Below are 19,754 nucleotides of genomic sequence, written 5' to 3' on the forward strand. Positions count from 1 at the left end.
ATTTATCAGCGCAATAGAGTTTTGTGTTCCGGATTGGACGCTTCCAGAATCCGAAATGGACGCATTGTGATTCCGGATTAGACGAAGTGGAATTCCGCTTCGGACGCACTTGTAATCCGTATTGGCCGGACGTACAATCCGGTCCAGACGGAGTCAGAATCCGAAATGGACGCCAGCCTTCATCCCCGCTACGCAAGCGTGGTACTCAATACAGCGCTCAGCGATACGCCGGTCGTACTTGTCACCGGTCCCCGCCAATGTGGCAAGACCACGCTGGTGCGCAATCTCGTCTCGGGGCGTCGCAAATTCATCACGCTTGACGACGACACCATGCTGTCTGCGGCGCGCAGTGATCCAGCAGGCCTGGTACGCGATCTGGGCCGTTGCACCATCGACGAGATTCAGCGCGCTCCAGACCTCTTGCGCGCCATCAAAAAGTCTGTGGACGACAATCGCCGCCCGGGTCATTTTCTGCTGACGGGTTCAGCCAATCTGATGACTGTCCCTCTGGTCTCGGAGAGCCTGGCCGGGCGCATGGAAATTGTTACTCTTCTGCCTTTGGCGCAGGCCGAGGTGCGTGGACACCGTGCGAAGTTTTTTGAGCAGGCCTTTGAAGGGAAAATAGGCAAGCCTGGTGCGCCCATGCACGGTAAGGATCTGGTGGCGACGGTGCTCACGGGTGGCTATCCGGAGATGATCCATCGCGCCAAGCCCGAGCGTCGGCGCGCTTGGGCTCGCGACTATATTCGTGCCATTGTGCAGCGCGATGTGCGGGACATTGCCGAGGTCGACAAGCTGGACCGTATGCCGCGACTGATGCAGATGCTGGCGCAGTATTCCGGGCGGCTGACCAACTTTGCCGAGCTGGGTGGGCAGATGGGCTTTGACGACAAAACCACGCGCAAGTACGTGGGCATCTTTGAGCAGCTCTATCTGGTGCGCCGCGTTGAGCCGTGGTTTCGCAATTCGCTCAAGCGTCTGGTCAAAACGCCCAAGTTGCACTTCCTTGATTCCGGCCTACTGGCGGCAATGATGAGTATGACCGAGGAGCGTATTGGCAAAGATCGTGCTCTCTTCGGCCGCTTGCTTGAGACCTTCGTTTTTGCCGAGGTGCTCAAACTGCTGACGTGGATGGACGTGCCGCCCAGCGTCTTTCACTATCGTGACAAGGATCAGGACGAAGTGGATCTGGTGCTGGAAGACAGCTTTGGCGCGGTAGTGGGCCTTGAGGTGAAGGCTTCTGCAACGGTGGTCTCCGCCGACTTCAAGGGGATGCGCAAGCTGGCGGGCGCCTGTGGCGATGACTTTAAACTCGGCATTGTTTTTTACGACGGCGAGCAGGCGGTTCCATTCGGGGACCGTTTGGTAGCGGCACCGGTCAGTTGTTTGTGGAAGTAAATATTTGGATGTTCCTACGCGGCATCCTTGTAGCATAATCGTTCCACGATGGCTTCCCTTTGGACCCCCGACGACTGGCCCCAGCGTCTTGCGGAGCTAGAAGCGCAGACAGGTGAAATCAAGGATGCTCCGCTGCGGCGCGATGTGCGCTCGCTGGGCACATTGCTTGGCAAGGTACTGCGCGAGCAGGCTGGCGAAGAATTTTTCACGTACGTTGAGTCGTTGCGGCAGGGCGCAATCCGTCGCCGCGAAGCCGTACAGCACGGAGACTGCGCCGAGGCCGACAGCCTTGGCGCGCAGTCGCTCGCGTTGATTCACTCGCTCTCTCTTGAGCGTGCCAATCTGCTGACTCGCGCCTTCGGGTTTTACTTCGAGCTGATCAATCTGGCGGAGACGAATCACCGCAAACGCCGTCGCACCGCGCTACGGTTGAGCGGCAAGGCTGGCGGCCAGCGTGGTTCGCTGGCCGGCACGTTGGCCGAAATGCGTCACGTTGGAATTTCAGCGGAAGACGCTCTCGACTGGTTGCACCGCGTACTGATTGTGCCGGTCTTCACCGCGCATCCGACGGAGGTTGCACGCCGCTCGGTGATGTTCAAGCGTCGCCGCATTGGTGAGCTGCTCGAAGAGCTGGGCCGGGTGCCCACGCCTGCCGAAGAGCAGGAGCGGATGGAGCAACTGGTGCTTACCGAGATCAGCAGTCTGTGGCAGACCGACGAAGTGCGTTCGCGTCGCCCCACGGTCTACGACGAAGTGAAGATGGGTCTGGACTACTACGACGTTTCCATCTTTGCTACGCTGCCTGGGCTGTATCGTGAAATCGCTATCGCGTTCAAGTCGGTGTATGCGGTGGAACTGGACCCGCGCACGCTGCCCATCCTCCTGCAGTTCGGCTCGTGGATCGGCGGCGACCGCGACGGCAATCCTTTTGTCACTCCTCAGGTGACACGAGACGCCATTCAACTGGCGCGTGGCCATCTGTTGCTCTTCTACCAGCGCCAACTCGATACGCTCATCGATCTGCTGACCACCAGCGCCCAGCAGCGGCCGGTCAGCGATGCATTGCTGGCCCGGCTCAAGGCCTATGTGGCGCAGGTGCACACACCCGAGGCGCAGGTCTTCGGGCAGCGCTATGAGTTTGAGTACTATCGCCGCTTTGCCATCTGCCTGAAGGCGCGCATTCAGCGCACCCTGGAGGCCGCCAGTGAGCTTCAGGGATCTTCTGCGTCGGTACTGCCGGTGATGCCGTATACGCTGGGCCGTCGCAATGACAAGTTAGCGCAGGCGCTGCCGCCCTACTGTTCGGTGCTGGATTTTCTCGACGATCTTGAAACCCTGCGTGCTTCGCTGGCCGCGCAAGGGGGCGAGCGCATTGCCAAAACGTACGTCGATCCGCTGCTTTTGCAGGTGCGCACCTTTGGTCTGCATCTGCACTCGCTCGATATACGCCAGCATGCGCGGCTACATGCCACGGCGCTCAAGGAGGCTGTCGCCGACGCCATGGCTCCCACGCTGGCAGGCGACCTTTCGCCCGAGACGCAGAGCATTCTGGAGACGCTGCGCGTGGTGGCTGAAATCAAGCGTGGCTGCTCGCCCGAGGCAGTCCGCCAGTACGTGATCAGCGGCGCGGCAACGGTGGACGATGTGCTGGCCGTGGTGCGGCTGGCGCGGTTGGGAGGTGTGTCGGTAGAGGGCTCAGGCCGCGATCCTGGCCTGATGCCGGTGCCTCTGTTTGAATCCATCGAAGACCTGCGTAACGCGCCTGCCGTTTGTCGTGAGCTGTGGAGCCGCGCAGACTATCGCAAGCTGCTTGCAAGTTGGGAGAACTGGCAGGAAGTCATGCTCGGCTACTCCGATTCCAACAAGGACGGCGGCATGCTGACCAGCACCTGGGAGATCTTCCGCACGCATCGCGCGCTGCATACTGTGGCGCGGGAGTGCGGCGTCAAATTGCGGCTCTTCCATGGTCGCGGCGGCACGGTGGGTCGTGGGGGTGGTCCTACGCATCGCGCCATCTTCGCGCAGCCCATGGACTCTTTCGACGGGCAGTTGCGTATTACCGAGCAGGGCGAGGTGCTCAACTTCAAATATGCCGACGAAGTGCTGGCCGAACGCAATCTGGAGTTGATGATTGCAGCCTCGCTGGATGCACTGGCCCGGCCCAACGCACGCGATCCCAAGGCGCATTTTACCGGCGTGCTCCGGCCTGAGTGGGAGGCAGCCTTTGAAACGTTGTCAGCCACGGCCTATGCGTTTTATCGCACGCACATCCTTGAAGACGCAGGTGTGGTTACCTACTTCGAGCAGTCCACGCCGGTGGGTGAACTGGAGAACGCCAAGATCGGTTCGCGGCCCTCGCGGCGCAGCGCCTCCCTGAAGCTGGCGGACCTGCGCGCCATTCCCTGGGTCTTTGGCTGGACGCAGTCGCGGCTGCTGGTTCCCGCATGGTTTGGCGTCGGGCACGCGCTCGAACAGTTCTTTGCCCAAGACGAAAACAATCTTGCCCTTTTGCGGACGATGGCGCGGGAGTTTCCGCTGTTCATTGATCTGCTGCGCAACGTCGAACTGGCACTCGGCAAGGTGGATCTTTCCACGGCCCGCCACTACGCCACGCTGGTGGCTGACGAAGCTTTGCGCGAGCGTATCTTCACGTTGTTTTCTGCAGAGTTTGAGCGTACGGTGCGCACGGTGCTCTCGGTTCTTGAGCAAAAGGAACTGCTGGAATCGAATGCGGTGCTGGCGCGCTCCATCAAGCTGCGCAATCCATACGTGGACCCCATGCACCTGATTCAGGTGGATATGCTCTGCCGCAAGCGTGCGGGCGAAGATAGCCCGGAGTTGAACCGGGCACTGGCCGCGACCATCAGCGGTATTGCCGCCGGACTGCGCAATACGGGCTGAGTCTCCCACAGAGGGAAACATGTGCCATTGCTCTTTTTCGTTGCAAGAACGGGTCTTGACTTCATGAAAGATTCACGCTACTTTTCTACCTACCAATGCCTCAGTCCTATCAAGCCGTCTGGAAGTCCGCTCGTTGTTGTCTTTAACAACGCTCGATCCGTGTGACTGAGATTCCGTGCCTATCCAAAGTTCATCTTCGCCGTTGCGTGTACACGCAGGTAGGCGGATCGTCGCAATGCCTGTTTTTTTGCAGGTGTGGGACGCAGTCGCTATGTTCTCTCTTTCAACCAAGTAAGTCAGGAGAAAAGAGTCCATGCGTAATCGTGCATCCTTTGCCAGTTTGACCGCGCACATGCAAAATGCTTTTGTGCTGTTTGCCCTGATGTTGTTTGCTGCTGCCAGCGCACATGCCCAGAGCCTGGGCTACGAAGGTCCCACGGGAGTTTTTGTCACGCCATTGGCTGCCACTTCAGCCTCGCCGGCCACGGGCTTCGGCAAGCCTTCCATCTCGTACCACGTGTTGGCGGGTGGATCGGTGATTGGCACCTGGAACACCGTCTCCATTACGGAAGGCTTTGCCAAGCGTTTTGAGGCTGGTTACACGCGCGAGGACCACGCCGCCGGCAGCAACACAGCGCTGAGCCCGCTCTGGACCGATGGCCTGAATATCTTCCACGCCAAGGCGCGCATTGTGGATGAGAACGCCGGAAAAACCAAGTGGGTTCCGGGCATTGCCATTGGTGGCATTGCGCGCACCAATGACACCAACGTAAGCGATGGCGCGTATGGCCAGAGCAAGAGCAATGGCGATCTTTACGTGGTGGCCACCAAGGTGATTACCCAGACCAAGCCGGTGCCGGTGATTCTGAACTTTGGCGTGCGTGGCACCAACTCTTCGCTGTGGGGACTGGGCGGCAATGCGCCGGACTTCTCGGCGCGCGCTTTCGGTGCTCTGGGCTTTGTCTTCAAGGGCCCGGCCAAGGGCACCATTATTCTGGCATCTGAAGTTGCCCAGCAGCCGAAGCACGTCAAGGAAACCAGTTCCTCGGGGGTGGTTTCTGCGGCGCTCGACATTCCCACCTCGATTGATTATGCGGTGCGCTATGTTCCCTCGCCCAAGCACAAGATCAACGTGGACGCGGGCATTCTGCAGGCCGCTGGACGTGTTGCGCCGGGTGTGGATCTGAAGGCGCGGGCGCGCTTGGCCTTTGGTGTCTCCTACGGTTTCTAATTTTTTGGGCCGCACATTCTTACGATGCGCGGCCCAAAAAGGAGCTCTTGCCACAAACTGGGGTCTCGGACTAAGCTATTGGCATGCGTCGATGTCGCTAACACCGTCCTGGTGAAATGCCCGACGCGGACGTGCGCTTAAATGCGCGCCGTCTATTCCCCACTTCCATTCAAATCACCAACCAGCCTCAGTGCATCCGGAACCTGTTCCGGAAAGGAGACTTTGCATGGCGCGCATTGCAGCAAATGTTACTGAATTAATCGGTAAAACCCCCCTCGTGAAGCTCAACCGTCTTTCCGCCGGTCTGCCTGCCACGGTGGCCGTCAAGCTGGAGAGCCGCAACCCGGCCGCTAGCGTGAAGGACCGCATTGGTCTGGCGCTGATTGAATCTGCCGAGAAGGCTGGCAAAATCAAGCCCGGAGAGACGGTGCTGATTGAGCCCACCAGCGGCAACACCGGTATTGCGTTGGCCTTTGCGGCCGCCGTCAAGGGTTACAAGCTGATCCTTACGCTGCCCGAGACGATGAGCCTGGAGCGTCGCGTGTTGTTGCTGGCCTTCGGTGCCGAGATCGTGCTTACGCCCGGTCCCAACGGCATGAAGGGTGCCATCGCCAAGGCCAACGAGATTTTGGCCAAGACGGCCCATGGCTACATCCTGCAGCAGTTCGACAACCCGGCCAACCCCGCCATTCACTATGCCACCACCGGCCCTGAAATCTGGGAAGACACCGATGGCGCGGTCGACTTCTTGATCAGCGGCGTGGGTACCGGCGGCACGCTCACCGGCATCAGCAAGTACATCAAGGAGCGCAAGCCGTCGTTCAAGGCCATTGCGGTTGAGCCGGTCGATAGCCCGGTGCTCTCGGGCGGCAAGCCCGGTCCGCACAAGATTCAGGGTATTGGCGCGGGCTTTGTGCCGAGCGTGCTCGACACCAGCCTGATCGACGAGATCGTGCAGATCGGCAATGACGAGGCCATCAACACGGCCCGCGAACTGCCCCTCAAGGAAGGTATTTTTGTGGGCATCAGTTCGGGTGCGGCTGTGGCGGCGGCGCTCAAGGTGGCCGCACGACCTGAGAACGCCGGCAAGCTGATCGTGGCGATTCTGCCCGACTTCGGTGAGCGCTATCTCTCCAGCCCGCTCTTCGACGGTCTGCGTCAGCAGGCGTTGGCTCTGCCCACCGAGCAGGTCACGCTGTAATATCATGAAGCCGGCGCAAGCCGAATCGTTGCGCCGGCTTCTGCCATCCTATTCATAGATGAATCTGCTCGCCCATATTCGTGACGACGTGCGTTCCGTGCAGGAGCGCGACCCCGCAGCACGTTCCGTTCTGGAAGTTTTTCTTTGCTACCCCGGCCTGTGGGCGGTGTGGATTCACCGCGTCTCGCATGCTTTGTGGGGCGCAAAGTTGCTGCTGCCCGCCCGCGTTCTTTCGCAGATGGCCCGTTTTTTTACCGGCGTGGATATTCACCCCGGCGCAAATCTTGGCCACAGACTTTTTATCGATCACGCCACAGGCGTGGTGATTGGCGAAACCTCCATTGTGGGCGACGACGTCACGATGTATCAGGGCGTGACACTTGGCGGCACCGGCAAGCAACATGGCAAACGCCACCCCACCATTCACGACCGTGTCTTCATTGGCAACAATGCCAATATTCTTGGGAACATTACCGTCGGTGAGAATTCGCGCATCGGCGCGGGCTCCGTGGTGCTCAGCGATGTACCGCCGAACTCGACCGTCGTGGGCGTGCCCGGCCACATCGTCTATCGCGGCGGCGAACGAGTTCTGCTCACCGATCCGCACGACATCAAGGACCCGCTCAGTGATGCTCTGATCGCGCTGTCTGCCCGCGTGGAGGAGCTTGAAGGCCGTCTCGGCTGCCTCGCTCCCGGTGCCGATCCCTTTACAGCGGAAGAGGCCGAACGCCTTGCCTATCGTCAAGAGCTCGACAGGATGCGGGAGTATGTTTCGATGGGCGAGGGGATCTGAGAAGACAGCCTCTAGCCGCTAGCCTCTAGCTGTTCGTGCTGCTGCGAGCCGCTATTTCTTTAACCTGTCATCCTGAGCGACTGGAGCACGCAGTGCGCAGGGAGTCGAAGGATCTGCGGTTGCTTTTGGAATGCTGGTTCTGCCAGAGGAATATCTAAAAGTCTTTACGTTGTTCAGTTCTTCCTGAACTTGGTGCAAAAAAATCCCGGAGCTTTAGCTCCGGGATTTTTCTTTTGCTAGAGCGATTACCGCGCCGCTGCCGCGTTCTGCTGCTTCAGCCACGCATAGAGTGGGGCAAAGTAATCAAGCATCGGTCGTGCATCCAGATGATCGCTTCCGGTCATCTGCTGGAGCGTCTGCTGCCAGGGCTGCGACTGGCCGGCTTCGAGCATCTGGTTCAGCTTGTCGCCTGCGGCCTTGGAGCCGTAGAAGCTGCAACGGTTCAGCGGTCCCTTGTAGCCGCTGGCGTCGCACATCGCTTTGTAAAACTGGAACTGGTAAACGCGAGCCAGAAAGTAGCGCGCATAGGGTACGTTGGCGGGAATGTGGTTCTTTGCACCCGCGTCAAAGTCGGCTTCGGTGCGCTCTACCGGCGGGGCAATGCCCTGATATTTGGCCCGCAGCGCCCACCATGCCTTGTTGTAGTCCGCAGGCTTGACCTCACCGGAAAAGACCTGCCAGCGCCACTTGTCCAGCGCCAGCGCAAAGGGCAGGAAGGCCACTTTGTCGAGCGCCGTGCGCAACTGCAGCGGAATGTCGGCCTCGGCGGGCGGCTCATCACCAGCCAGACCCAGCTGCTTTTCATAGGCGGGCGTAATGGAAAGCGCGATGGAGTCGCCGATGGCCTCGTGGAAGCCGTCGTTGGCGCCGTTGCGGAAGAGGTACGGCTGCTTGTCATAGGCCCGCTGATAGAAGTTGTGGCCCAGCTCATGATGCACCGTGGTGAAGTAGTCTTCGTTGACCTCGATGCACATCTTCACGCGCAGGTCGTCCACCGAATCCAGATCCCAGGCCGAAGCATGGCAGACTACTTCGCGGTCGCGCGGATGCACGAACTGCGCACGCTCCCAGAAGGTCTTGGGCAGCGGGGCAAAGCCGAGGGAGGTGAAGAAATTCTCGCCGTAGTGCACCATATCTTGTGCAGCAGCCAGCTGCGCGGCATGGCCCGCGTCGGAACTCAGGTCCGTGCCTGCAGCAAAGGCCGGAGCCGCCGCTGGATCGCGCTCGGCAATCTGCTTCTTCAGCGCCGACTCCAGATCGACGGGCTTGAACTGGGCGAGCTTGGGGTCGGTAGGTCCGACAATGTCGTAGATGTTGCCCCACTCCTGCGCCCACATGTTGCCCAGCAACTGCGCGGGAATCAGGCCATCGGGCCGGTCAGCCGCCTTGCCGTATTTGGTAATCAGCCGGTTGCGCACGTAGGTGTGCAGCTCGCGGTAGAGCGGTTCCAGCTGTGTCCAGGCGCGTTCCATCTCGGCGGAGAATTCGGCTGGCGTCATGTCATAGCCTGCCCGCCACAGCTCGCCCGTGTCCTTGTAGTTCAGCTCGCGCGCGCCCATGTTCTGCAGCTCGATGAAGCGCTCGTACTTGGTGCGCATGGCTGCGCCGTTCGAGTGCCAGCCTACCCAAATCTTGGTCAGCTCTTCGGGATTGCGGGACTTGGCCATGATGGCTGAAAGATCGTCGATGCCCAGACAGTTTTTGTTGGGGCCGTCGACGCAGAACTTGCTTTTGCCGTACATGCCGGTCAGTTCAGCGGCCAGCTCCATCTGCTCGGCCATCAGCTTGGGATCGCTGGGCGCGGCGGGAGCGTTGATCTGCAAAAGCTCAATCTGGCGGCGCAGGGCGACGGGCAGATCCAGCTTGTCGTAGCGGTGGCTTTCGTCAATCAGCTTCAGGTTCAGCGCGGTCAGCTGCTCGTTGAGCAGGGCAGTGTTGGATTCGGTGTCGGGCGTGATGTCGGTTTCAGCCATCCACTCGGCATGCTGAGCGTCGGTGGAGAGCTTGAGCAGTTCGGTGTTGGCGCGGTCCACAAAGGATTGCGCCTCAGCCACGGTGGGTGCGGCCTTCTGCGCAGCGGCAACCATGGCAAAACTCAATGTTGCAAATGCAAAAGCGATTCGGGAAAAACGCATGGCGTGAGTATAGAGCATTTTCGGAATACACGTAGCTTTTTTAAGGGGCTTGCAAGGTGTCTTTTTCTTGAGAAAAAAGGCACTTAGCGTCCAGCTTTCGGTCTGCACCCATTCCGAAAATGCGGAAGGAGACACGGGGGCTTTCTAGTGAATGCTAGGCTGAAATCTGCCGATAGATTTGGTTGAGGATCGCAAAATTGTTTTCTCGTATTTTTAAATTCCTCCTCGTTTTTTTCTTTGCCGCCACTTTTCTGAACGCTGCTCCGCGTGTGCAGCCAGTGCCGGTTCCGCCCGAGCTGCGCTCCGACACCTTCACCGTTACGGTGGATGGAAAACCCGTGGACGTGGCCCACGCCGCAGCCAGTCTGGAATTCGCGAGCTTCGATATTGCCGCGCCCGTCACTATCGAGGTCACGGCCAAGGAGCACGGCTTCTGGGATCGTGGTGTCACCATCGAGCCCTGGCGGCTGGGCCTGCGGGCGGAGCGCAAGGGGCAGACGATCCGCTTTCGCCTCGATGCTCCGGCCAAGCTCTCCATCAGTCGCCCACGCGACTTTCTGAACCATGCGCGCATGCTCTTTCTGTTTGCCGGAGCGCCTTTGCCGCCCATGCCGCGCAAGGGATTGATCCACGCCTATGAGCCTGGCGTTTACCACGAGAGCATTACGCCCAAGAATGGCGAAACCATCTATCTTGCCCCTGGCGCATACTTCTACGGCAGCCTGAACCTGCTGGGCGTGCACGATGTGAAGATCCTTGGCCGGGGTACCATTGTCTACGACGGTCCGCAGAACCCCAACGCCGACGAGGGCTGGATGCAGCGGCCCGACTGGCACTGCATCGGTGCCTACAACGCCAAAAATGTAGAGGTTCACGGCCTGACCTGTGTGGTGCGCTCCCGCACCTGGTCGATCCAGATGAAGGACTCGATCGGTCTGCTCTACGACGATCTGCGGGTGATGGGCGGCAATCCGGGCAACGCCAATCAGGATGGCATGGACTGGCTGGGCGGCGGCGACACCATTGTGCGCAACGCCTTTTTCCGCGCCTCCGACGACATTTTTGCCATGCAGGGCAACTGGGACGGCTACACCCAGCAGGATCTGTTGCGCCCCGGCCACGACGTCAGCAACATCCTGATTGAAAACAGCGTGCTTTCCACCAGCATCTCCAACATTGTGCGAGCCGGATGGCCGCAGAAGAACTATAGTTCCCGCAACTTCACGCTGCGCAATAGTGACGTGTTGCATTCAGGCATTGGCGCTTGCGGGCAGAGCTTCGGCCTGCTGGGTTTTTGGGGCGCAAAGGATGCGCGCGGCACTCATACCGGCTACACCTTTGAAAACATCTTCCTCGACAACTGGTACTCGCTGGTGCAGCTTGAGCAGGAGCAACCGGGACTGAAGGGCTTTGTCTTCCGTAACATCTGGGCGCTCGATCAGCCGCCGATGGTGGCTTCCACGCTCACAGGCAATGTGGCCGGGGTGGTTTTTGACAATGTAAAGCTGGGCCAGAAGCGTGTGGATTCCAACGCTGACCTGCCCCTGATCGTCAGCGGCGGCGCACAACAACCCGTCTACGATACGAGCTACACACCGAGCGCCTCATTTACCGTTGAACCGCCGGTCTTTGCGCCGGGACAGCTCGTCACCTTCACGGCCACTCCTGTGCGGGGCGCGAATTACACCTGGCTCTTTGGCGATGGCAGCGAAGCCCACGGCCCGCGCGTGGAGCATCGTTTTCCCGATGCGCTCGGCAGCGATCTGGATGGCCACGACGGAGCGGGTCGCTTTCGTGTGCTGCTGCATGAAGAGGTGAAGCCGCCGCATGCCGCGACGGACTGGGCTGCACAGGCGGTGGTGGCCGTGGCGCGGTGGAAGGAGCCAGTAAAGGATCTGGGCAATCTTGCCCCGGGGCTGAACTGGAAGATCTATCCCGGCACATGGACCGAACTGCCCGACCTGCGCAGGGAACAGCCGGTTTTCAGCGGCGAAGCGCCTTCTCTGCAGGCCAACAGCGGCGGCTACACGCGTTATGCCGTGGCCTGGGATGGCTACATCGACATTCCCGCCGACGGCGGCTACACCTTCCACCTGCTGGCCCGCGATGGAGCGCGGCTGGTAATTGACGGCGTGGAACTGGCCCGCACCGGGCCGCCTTTTGCGCAGGTCTGCGGCGCGCCTGGCAATGCGGTGCGCTATGAACGCGGTGCTCTGGGACTGCGCGCCGGTCGCCACATCCTGCACATTGAAGGATTGCACTCCGACAGCATGGGCACTCCGCACCTGCTTTGGGAGGGCCCCGGTCTGCCTCTGGCCGATGTGCCTGCAGCCGCGTTCTTCCATGTGCGGCAGGCGGTTTTGTCGCGGTAAAGGTGGAGGGAGGCAGGGGTTTTAACCCCTGCAAAAAACGGCAAAATGAGGGGGGGCTTCAGCCCTGGAAGACTTTTCACAGGCAGGGGAAGAAAAAGCCGGCGACTATAGCATTTTCGGGATTGCTATAGATCGAAAGCAGGATGCTAAGTGCCTTTTTCCTCGAGAAAAAGGTACCTTGCAAGCCCCTTAAAAAGTCTACGTGTATTCCGAAAATGCTCTAAAGGCAATACTTGATGCATCCACTCTTCAGGGGCCTGAAGGCCCCTGCTCCCTCCGACCGCAAAGGAGCTTCTTTGGCCACGGAAACGGTCCTTGCTCCCTGCTGTTTCAGGTTTATTTGCTAAAACAATCGATCTGCAGCAGAACAGGCCGCAAGCCCCGCACGGCATTGGTCAGGTAGATCGCCTGGGCGCGGTGCAGATCGTCCGCCGTCAGCACGCGTTCCTCAACCTCGGGTTGCGCGGCCAGCAACGCCCGGCGCTCCACGCCGTTCAGCAGGCCGCAGGCCGTGGGCGGCGTCACCCACTGCCCGTCCAGAACCAGAAAAACATTGCTGATCGCGCCTTCGGTCAGTTCGCCTCGCTCGTTCAAAAAGAGCACGTCGGCAAAGCCCTGCCGTGCAGCCTCGGCAAAGAGGCGGTTGTAGCGCGGCCGGTGCGTGGTCTTGTGAAAGAGAAATACGTCAGCGGAGTCGGTGCGTTCCCGCGCCAGACAGACCGTCTTTCCCGTGCTCGGGGCGATGGGCTCACTGGTGATAGCAAAAGAACCATCGCGACGGAGCGTGAGTCGCACCTTGCGCGGCGGATTGTCTGTAAATCCATGCGCATGTTTAAGAAGCGCAGCCTCGACCTCTGCCTGATCCAAAGAGAAAGAGAAATAGTTGGCCGAATCCACGAGCCGCTCCATGTGCAGCGCCAGACGGGGGTAATTTTTCTCTTGTTGGTCGGAAGGCTGCCACAGCAAAGACTCCAGCAGCTCGAACTCGGGCGGCTGTTGCGTAAGAAATTTGGCCTTGAGTAGGCATTCAGCGTACTCGCTTGCTGGTTGGGAGTCGATGACGATGCCGCCACCTACCCCCATGCGGCCTTGCTGGCCCTCCATCTGCAGGGTGCGAATAGCCACATTGAAGACGGCCTGCGCACCAAGCTTGCCCGGCGTAACGCAGCCGATGGAGCCGGTGTAAACGCCGCGCGGCCCGTCTTCCAGTTGGCGTAGCAACTGCATCGCCCGCACTTTGGGCGCGCCCGTAATGGAGCCCGAGGGAAAGAGCGCCTGAAAGACCTCATAAAGCGAGGTTTGCGGCTGCACTTCTGCGGCTACGGTCGAAGTCATCTGCCAGAGCGTGGGATGGCGCTCGACGGCGAAGAGTTCCTCTACCTGCACCGAGCCAAAGCGTGCCAGCCGTCCCAGATCGTTGCGCAGCAGATCGACGATCATCAAATTTTCCGCGCGATTCTTTTCGTCGGCATTGAGCCACGCCGTCTGGGCCCGATCTTCCGCCGTAGTGCGGCCGCGTGCCACAGTGCCCTTCATCGGCTTGGTCATAATCCGTCGCTTTCCGTCGCACTCTTCCATGCGGAAGAAGAGCTCGGGCGAAAGCGAGAGAATGTGCTTGCCCGGCCTCCAGTGCACAAAGGCGCTGTACTCAGCCGGCTGACGCTGGCGCAATCTGCGATAGAGCTCCGCCAGACTGCCCGGCGCTTCCACCCGGAAGGGCGCGGTAAAGTTCAGCTGATACACATCGCCCGATCGAATCCACTTGTGAATGGCTTCGATTTTCGGTTCGTATTGCGGTTGCGGAAGTGCGAATTCAGCATGGATTTCTTCGCCGGAAGAGGGCTGTTGCTTGCGCATGGCAGCTAGCTGTGCCGGTTCGCCGTCCACAAAGCCGCCCAGCGCAGGGTCGAAACGGTGGCAGCGGTCGTACAGGCCAAACCAGGCCAGCGGCTCTTCCGATTCGATTTTCCCGGCCTTGGGTTCTAGCAGAAAACCGCACTCGTAGCTGAAGAAGCCTGCGGCGTAAAGGCCTGCGGCGGCAGCTTCATCGAGCGTCTGCAGAAGAGTCTTCAGCTCCTCCGCCGTACGGGCTTCAAGCGTGCGCAGCGGATCGAGGAAGAGGAAAGCATCGGCGTTACGCGGAGTACTCGAAGGACGCGGAGTACTTTCGAGCAAAACAGAAGCAGGGGCCTGCTCAACCAGCGTATAAATCTCTGCCGGAAGAGAAGACCCCTGCTGCATGAAACTAAACAACCTCAGCCTAGCTGACGGTCAGGGCGATCGTCGTGAAGGCTGTCTTCGTATTCAAATTGTAGGTGGACTGGCCGGTAATGGTTACGGTGTAGCTGCCGGCAGGCGTCGCTTCGTTGGTCGTCGGCGCGTGGTTGTAATAGTCGTAGCGCGGGTTGCAGCCGCTAAGTCCGAGCGAGGCCACGACGGCCAGCAGGGCAATCAGTGCCATGCGGCTCAGGTAAAGCTTGCGACGGGCGCTCCAGGCCAGTCCGCCAAAACCGAGCGCGCCGGGAATCAGCAGCGCCAGAACGAGGGAGCTGGGGTGCTTGCTGGGAACAGCCAACTTGGCGGTTCCGGCGGCCTCGGTCTGCAGGGTCATGGTGCTGGTGGGCGGGCAGGTGGTCGAGCTTGAACTGGTGCTGCAGGCCGTGGTGGCCGTGGCCGAGGTAAGCTCCACCGAAGATGGCGAGAAGGTGCAGGTTGACTGATCCGGCAGGCCCGAGCAGGAAACTGTGACGAACATCGGCGCTGAAAGCGAGGAGTTGTTGGTGGGAATCACCGTTGCCACGATGGTTCCAGCCTTACCCGCCGTCAGAGAAAGCGAGGTCGCCGAAAGTGCCAGCGTAAAGCCCGGCGTTGTGCTGCTGCTATCCGCTGCCACGTTGCTGGTGGCTGAAGTGGAGGCAGTGTGCGTGGTATCGCCCAGGTAGCTGGCGCTCAAAGCATGGGCTCCGCCCGTCACGGTAAACTCGCTCACCGTTGCGCCGGAGTCACTCAGTGCGGCGGTCGCCAGCAGTTTTTTGCCTTCGTAAATGCCCACTACGCCGCTGGCAGCCGAGCCATCATTGCCTGCCACCGAGATCTCGGCCTTGGCCACAGTCTGGCCGCCGCTCACGTGCGTCGTCACATTCAGCGTAGTCTCGGTCGACACGCTTTCGGCGCGTGCCACTGCCGGCAGCACGCTCATCGCCAGTGCAATGCCAAGTCCTGCAACCGTCTCAAGCCGCAGAACGCGGCAGATCATGCCTCTCACGTGCACCTGCTCCAAATTCTTCGGAAGATAAACGCATGTTGTTCGTGCGTTCAGTCCGTATCCCTAGCTGTAGAACCCTATTGTATCTGGCCGGGCCGCGTCCGGGCCAACCCGGAGCATCCTTTTCCAGCCAAACTCCTGCCGGGGTCTGTGCCTCCGGTGTTGGCTAGGGCGGTTCTCCAATTGCTGTACGCCGAAGCCCCTGCAGCAAAGTGGATTTTTCCTCAAGAAAAATCCACCCTGCACGCTCTAGAAAGGGCTACACCGATTGGAGAACCGCTCTACATATTGGACTCGTTCCGCAAGCAAAGGAAAGTGGCCGCAGGCACGATTTCCGCTGAGGGCGGAACCGGCACTGCGGCCAACCAGGTTAATCCTTGCCGTCTTTCTTGTTGGCGTTGCGGGCCCTTACCTTGAACCAGATGGGCGAACCCTTAAAGCCAAAGGACTCGCGAATCTGGTTTTCCAGGAATCGCTCGAATGCAAAGTGCAGCTTCACATCGCGATCCGTGAACAGCACAAAGGTGGGCGGAGCCACTGCCGCCTGCGTCATATAGAAGATACGAACGCGCTTGGATACCGGCACCGGAGCCCGCTGGAAGTCCACCAGCTCAAGGAAGCGGTTCATCTGGCCGGTGCTCACGCGCTTGCGACGCTCGGCAGCAATGGCCATCACTTCCTGCAGCACAAACTTCATGCCGGTCTGTTCCTTGGCCGAGATGAAGAGCACCGGCGCATAGCTCAGGTACTTGAGCACGCTGCGCAACTGCTTTTCAAAGACGTCCTTGTCGGCGGGCGCTCTGCCGTCCGTGCGACCCGTGGTAATTGCATCCCACTTGTTCACGATGATGATCACGCTACGGCCACTTTCGTGGGCGTAGCCGCCAATGGTGGCGTCGCTTGCGGTAACGCCCTCGGTGGCGTCAATCATCAGCAGGGCCACATCGGCTGCTTCCAGGTGACGGCGCGACATGACTACGCTGAGCTTTTCCGCCATCATGTGGGTCTTGCCCTTGCGGCGGATGCCGGCAGTGTCTACAAAACGCAGGGTCGAGCCTTCAAACTCCACCACTTCGTCGACCGCATCGCGGGTGGTACCGGCGATGGGCGAAACGATGGCTCGGGTGGTTCCCGTTAAAGCATTGAGTAGCGTTGACTTACCCACATTTGGTCGGCCAATGATGGCAATCGAGGTTTCGTGCTGCTCGAATTCACCATGGGTCCGGGACTTTTGCTCTTCGTGATCAAAGTCCTCAGGCTCGTCTACAACCTCTTCGGTTTTCACCGTGCCTTCCGGCTCGGGCAGCTTTTCGGCAATGGCGTCCAACAGGTCGCCGATGCCGGTTCCGTGCTCGGAGCTGACCGGGTAGACATCGCCCAGGCCCAGACGACGGTAGTTCTGCGCTTCGGCCTCCTGCGCCAGACCTTCGCTCTTGTTGGCCACTAGCAAGACGGGCTTGTTGCCCTTGCGCAGCAACTTGACCAGGTCGTAATCGGGGCTGGCCAGTTCAGAGCGCACGTCCACCACCAGAATCAGCGCGTCCGCCTCATCCAGGGCTACACGGGCCTGATTGTAGATTTCGGTGGGGATCAACTCGGGATCATCGGGGATGATGCCGCCCGTGTCGACCAGACGGAAACGTCGGCCGGACCATTCGTACTCGCCATAGATGCGGTCGCGGGTGATGCCGGGCTCGTCGCCCACAATGGAGCGGCGGCTGTGTGTGAGCCGGTTGAACAGGGTTGATTTGCCCACATTGGGGCGGCCTACGATGGCCACCAGGGGCAGCGACTGGGCGTCGGCCCGTGTGGGCACAACCGATCTGCGATACGTCGGCACATTTCTCCTTAGCGGCGAGCAGGGTTCTCTTCCAGCCCGCGTCTGGCCCGGAGAAAAAGTCTACGGACCATCTATTCAGTGTACCTTTGGTCGAATCCGGCTGCGAGAGCTCTTTTCTTAGTTGCTCCTTATTTCTTTGGGAGGGTCTTGGCTCGGGAATTGCTCCATAGCAGGGTGCGGTCTTCCAAAGTTCCGGTTGTGAGTACGGCGTTCTTCCCTTTTTTCGCTGGCTCCATCCCCCGGACCCGTTGCCTCAGCCATCTCACGCCATCCTCAATCGTCCGGGTTAGAAACTACCGCACTGGAGGGGAAAGATGCGAATTTATGGCGATAATCTGAGCGTCAGCTCCGCTGACTTCTACAACACCGGGCAGCAGCCGCGCAGTGAGGCTGTCCGCCGTGTGGCCGAAAGCCGCAAGCACCTGCAGCAACACTCCGAGAACCCCGAGGCTGACCCGTTCAGCGAAGAAGACCTGCTCAGTCGCTGGATGGAAGGCAGGCTCAATCCGCTGGACGAAGACGACGGCGGTTACTGGCTCTAGCACAGTCCTATCGCCCTCTGCCCCTCCACTATGATGGAGGGAGCACAGGCCACCGATGGATTCCAACGACAGCACGCCCCGCTCGCTTCCCACGTTGCACAACTTCTTCTCGCCCGGCGGGATGCTGGCCTCATCGCGCCTGCCCTACGAGTACCGTCCGGGGCAGCTGGAGATGGCGCAGGCCGTCGAAAAGGCCCTCGACGAAGATCGTCACCTGATTGTGGAAGCGGGAACCGGCACCGGAAAAACCCTGGCTTATCTGCTGCCTGCCCTGCGCACCGGCCGCCGCATCATCGTTTCCACCGGCACCAAGGCGCTGCAGGATCAGCTCTTCTTCCGCGATGTGCCTTTCCTCGAAACCCTGCTTGGTCCGCTCAAGGTCTGCTACATGAAGGGACGGGCCAACTACCTGTGCCGCCACAAGTTGGTGGCCTTGCGTGACCAGCCCATCCTGACCGGGCTAGAGGAAATTGACCAGTACCGCCAGATTGCCGAGTGGGAAAAAGAGACTGAGACCGGTGACCGCAGCGAGCTTTCCGGCATCCCCGAGGCCAGCCAGCTCTGGAGCAAGCTGGACGCTCGCACCGAGGCCTGCCTGGGCTCAACCTGCCCCGACTATCAGCGCTGTTTTATCACCGAGATGCGCCGCAAGGCCCTCGAATCCGACCTGATCGTCGTCAATCACCACCTCTTCTTTGCCGACCTGAGCCTTCGGCAGGAGGCGGCTGGCGCGCCCGACGCCGGCATTTTGCCCGAAGCCGCGGCCGTCATCTTTGACGAGGCCCATGAACTGGAAGAGATTGCTTCGAATTATTTTGGGCTTTCGGTCAGCAATATTCGCTTTGAGGAGTTGGCCCGCGATACCGAGGTGCAACTGCGTGGCAAGGAGGGCAGTGAGAACGTTCCCTCGACCACCCAGCAGCTACGCGACCGCGCTCGTCTCTTCTTCTCCTACCTGCCCATGGACGGTGACGGACGCCAGCCCTTCAACGCCCGTGAAGAGTTTCTGGAAACCTCCGGTGACCTCTATTTGGGCCTGCGTACCACCCTCAAAGTGCTGGAAGAGCAGCTAGGAAACATGGCCAAGGTGGACGAAGCGCCGGGGCTGAAAAAACGCGTGGCCCGCCTGCGCTCTGAACTGGAATTCTTGCTCGAATCCAACTCCAGCAACATGGTTTACTGGATCGAGCGCCGCGTCCCGATGGGTACGCCGCTCAATCAGCGCTCCGCCGGACGCAGTACCTTTGTGCAGGCCACCCCGATCGACGTCTCCGAGTTGCTGAAGGAGCAGGTCTTTGAAAAAATTCCGTCCGTAGTGCTGACCTCGGCCACGCTGACGGTTTCAGGCGGTTTTGGCCACATCCGCCACCGGTTGGGCCTGGAAGACGTCCGCGAGATGATCATCCCCTCGCACTTCCGCTACGCCGAGCAGGCGCTGCTCTACCTGCCGCCGCGCATGCCTGATCCGCGCGATGCGGGCTATGTGGATGCCGCTGCCCGCTGCATGGAGCGCGTGTTGCGCCTGAGCCGCGGTCGGGCCTTTTGCCTGTTTACCAGCTACAGCCAGATGCGCACCCTCTACGAGCGCATTGTGCCGGTGCTCGATTACCCGATTCTGCTGCACGGTACGGCTCCCCGCCGGGCGCTTCTGGAAGAGTTCCGCACTACGCCCAACGCGGTGCTCTTCGGTACCTCCAGCTTCTGGCAGGGGGTGGACGTGCAGGGCGAAGCGCTCAGTTGCGTCATCATCGACCGCCTGCCCTTTGCCGTGCCCAGCGACCCGGTGGTGCAGGCCCGCATGAAGGCCATTGAGGAGGCCGGAGGTAAGCCCTTTTTTGATTACCAGGTACCGGAGGCAGTGCTTACCCTCAAGCAGGGATTCGGTCGGTTAATCCGCTCACTGGAGGATCGTGGGGTACTGGTTTTGCTCGATTCCCGCATCCAGCGCCAGCGTTATGGCAAGATTTTTCTGGACAGTTTGCCGCCCTATCGCGTGACGCAGACCATCAGCGACGTGGAAGAATTCTTCGAAAATTGACAATTGTGTCTTAAATGGACAAAAACACATTCCGTTAG

12 protein-coding genes are annotated in these 19,754 nt (G+C 60.1%); 8 read left to right on the forward strand and 4 right to left on the reverse strand.

The window, feature by feature from the left end:
* Nucleotides 1–165 precede the first annotated feature (165 nt).
* From ACOBR2_RS00085 to cysE, 5 genes are all read left to right on the forward strand, one after another.
* A complete protein-coding gene (locus ACOBR2_RS00085) occupies nt 166–1,398 on the forward strand; it encodes an ATP-binding protein (RefSeq protein WP_420238042.1) in 1,233 nt (410 codons plus the stop codon).
* Between the two features lie 48 nt (nt 1,399–1,446).
* Nucleotides 1,447–4,299: a phosphoenolpyruvate carboxylase gene (locus tag ACOBR2_RS00090; protein WP_420238043.1), complete on the forward strand. Its 2,853-nt coding sequence runs from the start codon at nt 1,447–1,449 to the stop codon at nt 4,297–4,299.
* Nucleotides 4,300–4,612: 313 nt separating this feature from the next.
* Nucleotides 4,613–5,530, forward strand: coding sequence for a DUF3034 family protein (locus tag ACOBR2_RS00095; protein ID WP_420238044.1), 918 nt, complete (start codon nt 4,613–4,615; stop codon nt 5,528–5,530).
* A gap of 226 nt (nt 5,531–5,756) precedes the next feature.
* Nucleotides 5,757–6,731, forward strand: a complete 975-nt coding sequence (cysK, locus tag ACOBR2_RS00100; protein WP_420238045.1) for a cysteine synthase A — start codon at nt 5,757–5,759, stop codon at nt 6,729–6,731.
* A gap of 64 nt (nt 6,732–6,795) precedes the next feature.
* Nucleotides 6,796–7,524, forward strand: coding sequence for a serine O-acetyltransferase (gene cysE, locus ACOBR2_RS00105; protein ID WP_420240048.1), 729 nt, complete (start codon nt 6,796–6,798; stop codon nt 7,522–7,524).
* A 245-nt stretch (nt 7,525–7,769) separates the two neighbouring features.
* On the opposite strand, the gene ACOBR2_RS00110 is transcribed toward cysE, so the two are convergent.
* Nucleotides 7,770–9,659: a M2 family metallopeptidase gene (locus ACOBR2_RS00110; RefSeq protein ID WP_420238046.1), complete on the reverse strand. Its 1,890-nt coding sequence runs from the start codon at nt 9,657–9,659 to the stop codon at nt 7,770–7,772.
* A 269-nt stretch (nt 9,660–9,928) separates the two neighbouring features.
* Here ACOBR2_RS00110 and ACOBR2_RS00115 point away from each other — a divergent pair, with 269 nt between their 5' ends.
* A complete protein-coding gene (locus ACOBR2_RS00115; protein WP_420238047.1) occupies nt 9,929–12,031 on the forward strand; it encodes a PA14 domain-containing protein in 2,103 nt (700 codons plus the stop codon).
* A gap of 336 nt (nt 12,032–12,367) precedes the next feature.
* Here the strand turns inward: ACOBR2_RS00115 and pabB are convergent, their stop codons facing one another.
* The 3 genes from pabB to der all read right to left on the reverse strand — a co-directional run bounded on the left by pabB (nt 12,368) and on the right by der (nt 17,136).
* Nucleotides 12,368–14,272 carry an aminodeoxychorismate synthase component I gene (pabB, locus tag ACOBR2_RS00120; protein ID WP_420238048.1) on the reverse strand — a complete coding sequence of 635 codons (1,905 nt, stop codon included), beginning with the start codon at nt 14,270–14,272 and terminating at the stop codon, nt 12,368–12,370.
* Nucleotides 14,273–14,291: 19 nt separating this feature from the next.
* Nucleotides 14,292–15,296 carry a hypothetical protein gene (locus ACOBR2_RS00125; RefSeq protein ID WP_420238049.1) on the reverse strand — a complete coding sequence of 335 codons (1,005 nt, stop codon included), beginning with the start codon at nt 15,294–15,296 and terminating at the stop codon, nt 14,292–14,294.
* Nucleotides 15,297–15,666: 370 nt separating this feature from the next.
* Nucleotides 15,667–17,136, reverse strand: a complete 1,470-nt coding sequence (der, locus tag ACOBR2_RS00130; RefSeq protein ID WP_420238050.1) for a ribosome biogenesis GTPase Der — start codon at nt 17,134–17,136, stop codon at nt 15,667–15,669.
* Nucleotides 17,137–17,450: 314 nt separating this feature from the next.
* Here der and ACOBR2_RS00135 point away from each other — a divergent pair, with 314 nt between their 5' ends.
* Nucleotides 17,451–17,678, forward strand: a complete 228-nt coding sequence (locus ACOBR2_RS00135; RefSeq protein WP_420238051.1) for a hypothetical protein — start codon at nt 17,451–17,453, stop codon at nt 17,676–17,678.
* 55 nt (nt 17,679–17,733) lie between these two features.
* Nucleotides 17,734–19,716 (forward strand): ATP-dependent DNA helicase, encoded by a 1,983-nt coding sequence (locus tag ACOBR2_RS00140; protein WP_420238052.1) that lies wholly within the window; start codon nt 17,734–17,736, stop codon nt 19,714–19,716.
* Nucleotides 19,717–19,754 lie beyond the last annotated feature (38 nt).

It is taken from the genome of Telmatobacter bradus (genome assembly GCF_048629425.1).
GTDB lineage: Bacteria > Acidobacteriota > Terriglobia > Terriglobales > Acidobacteriaceae > Telmatobacter > Telmatobacter bradus.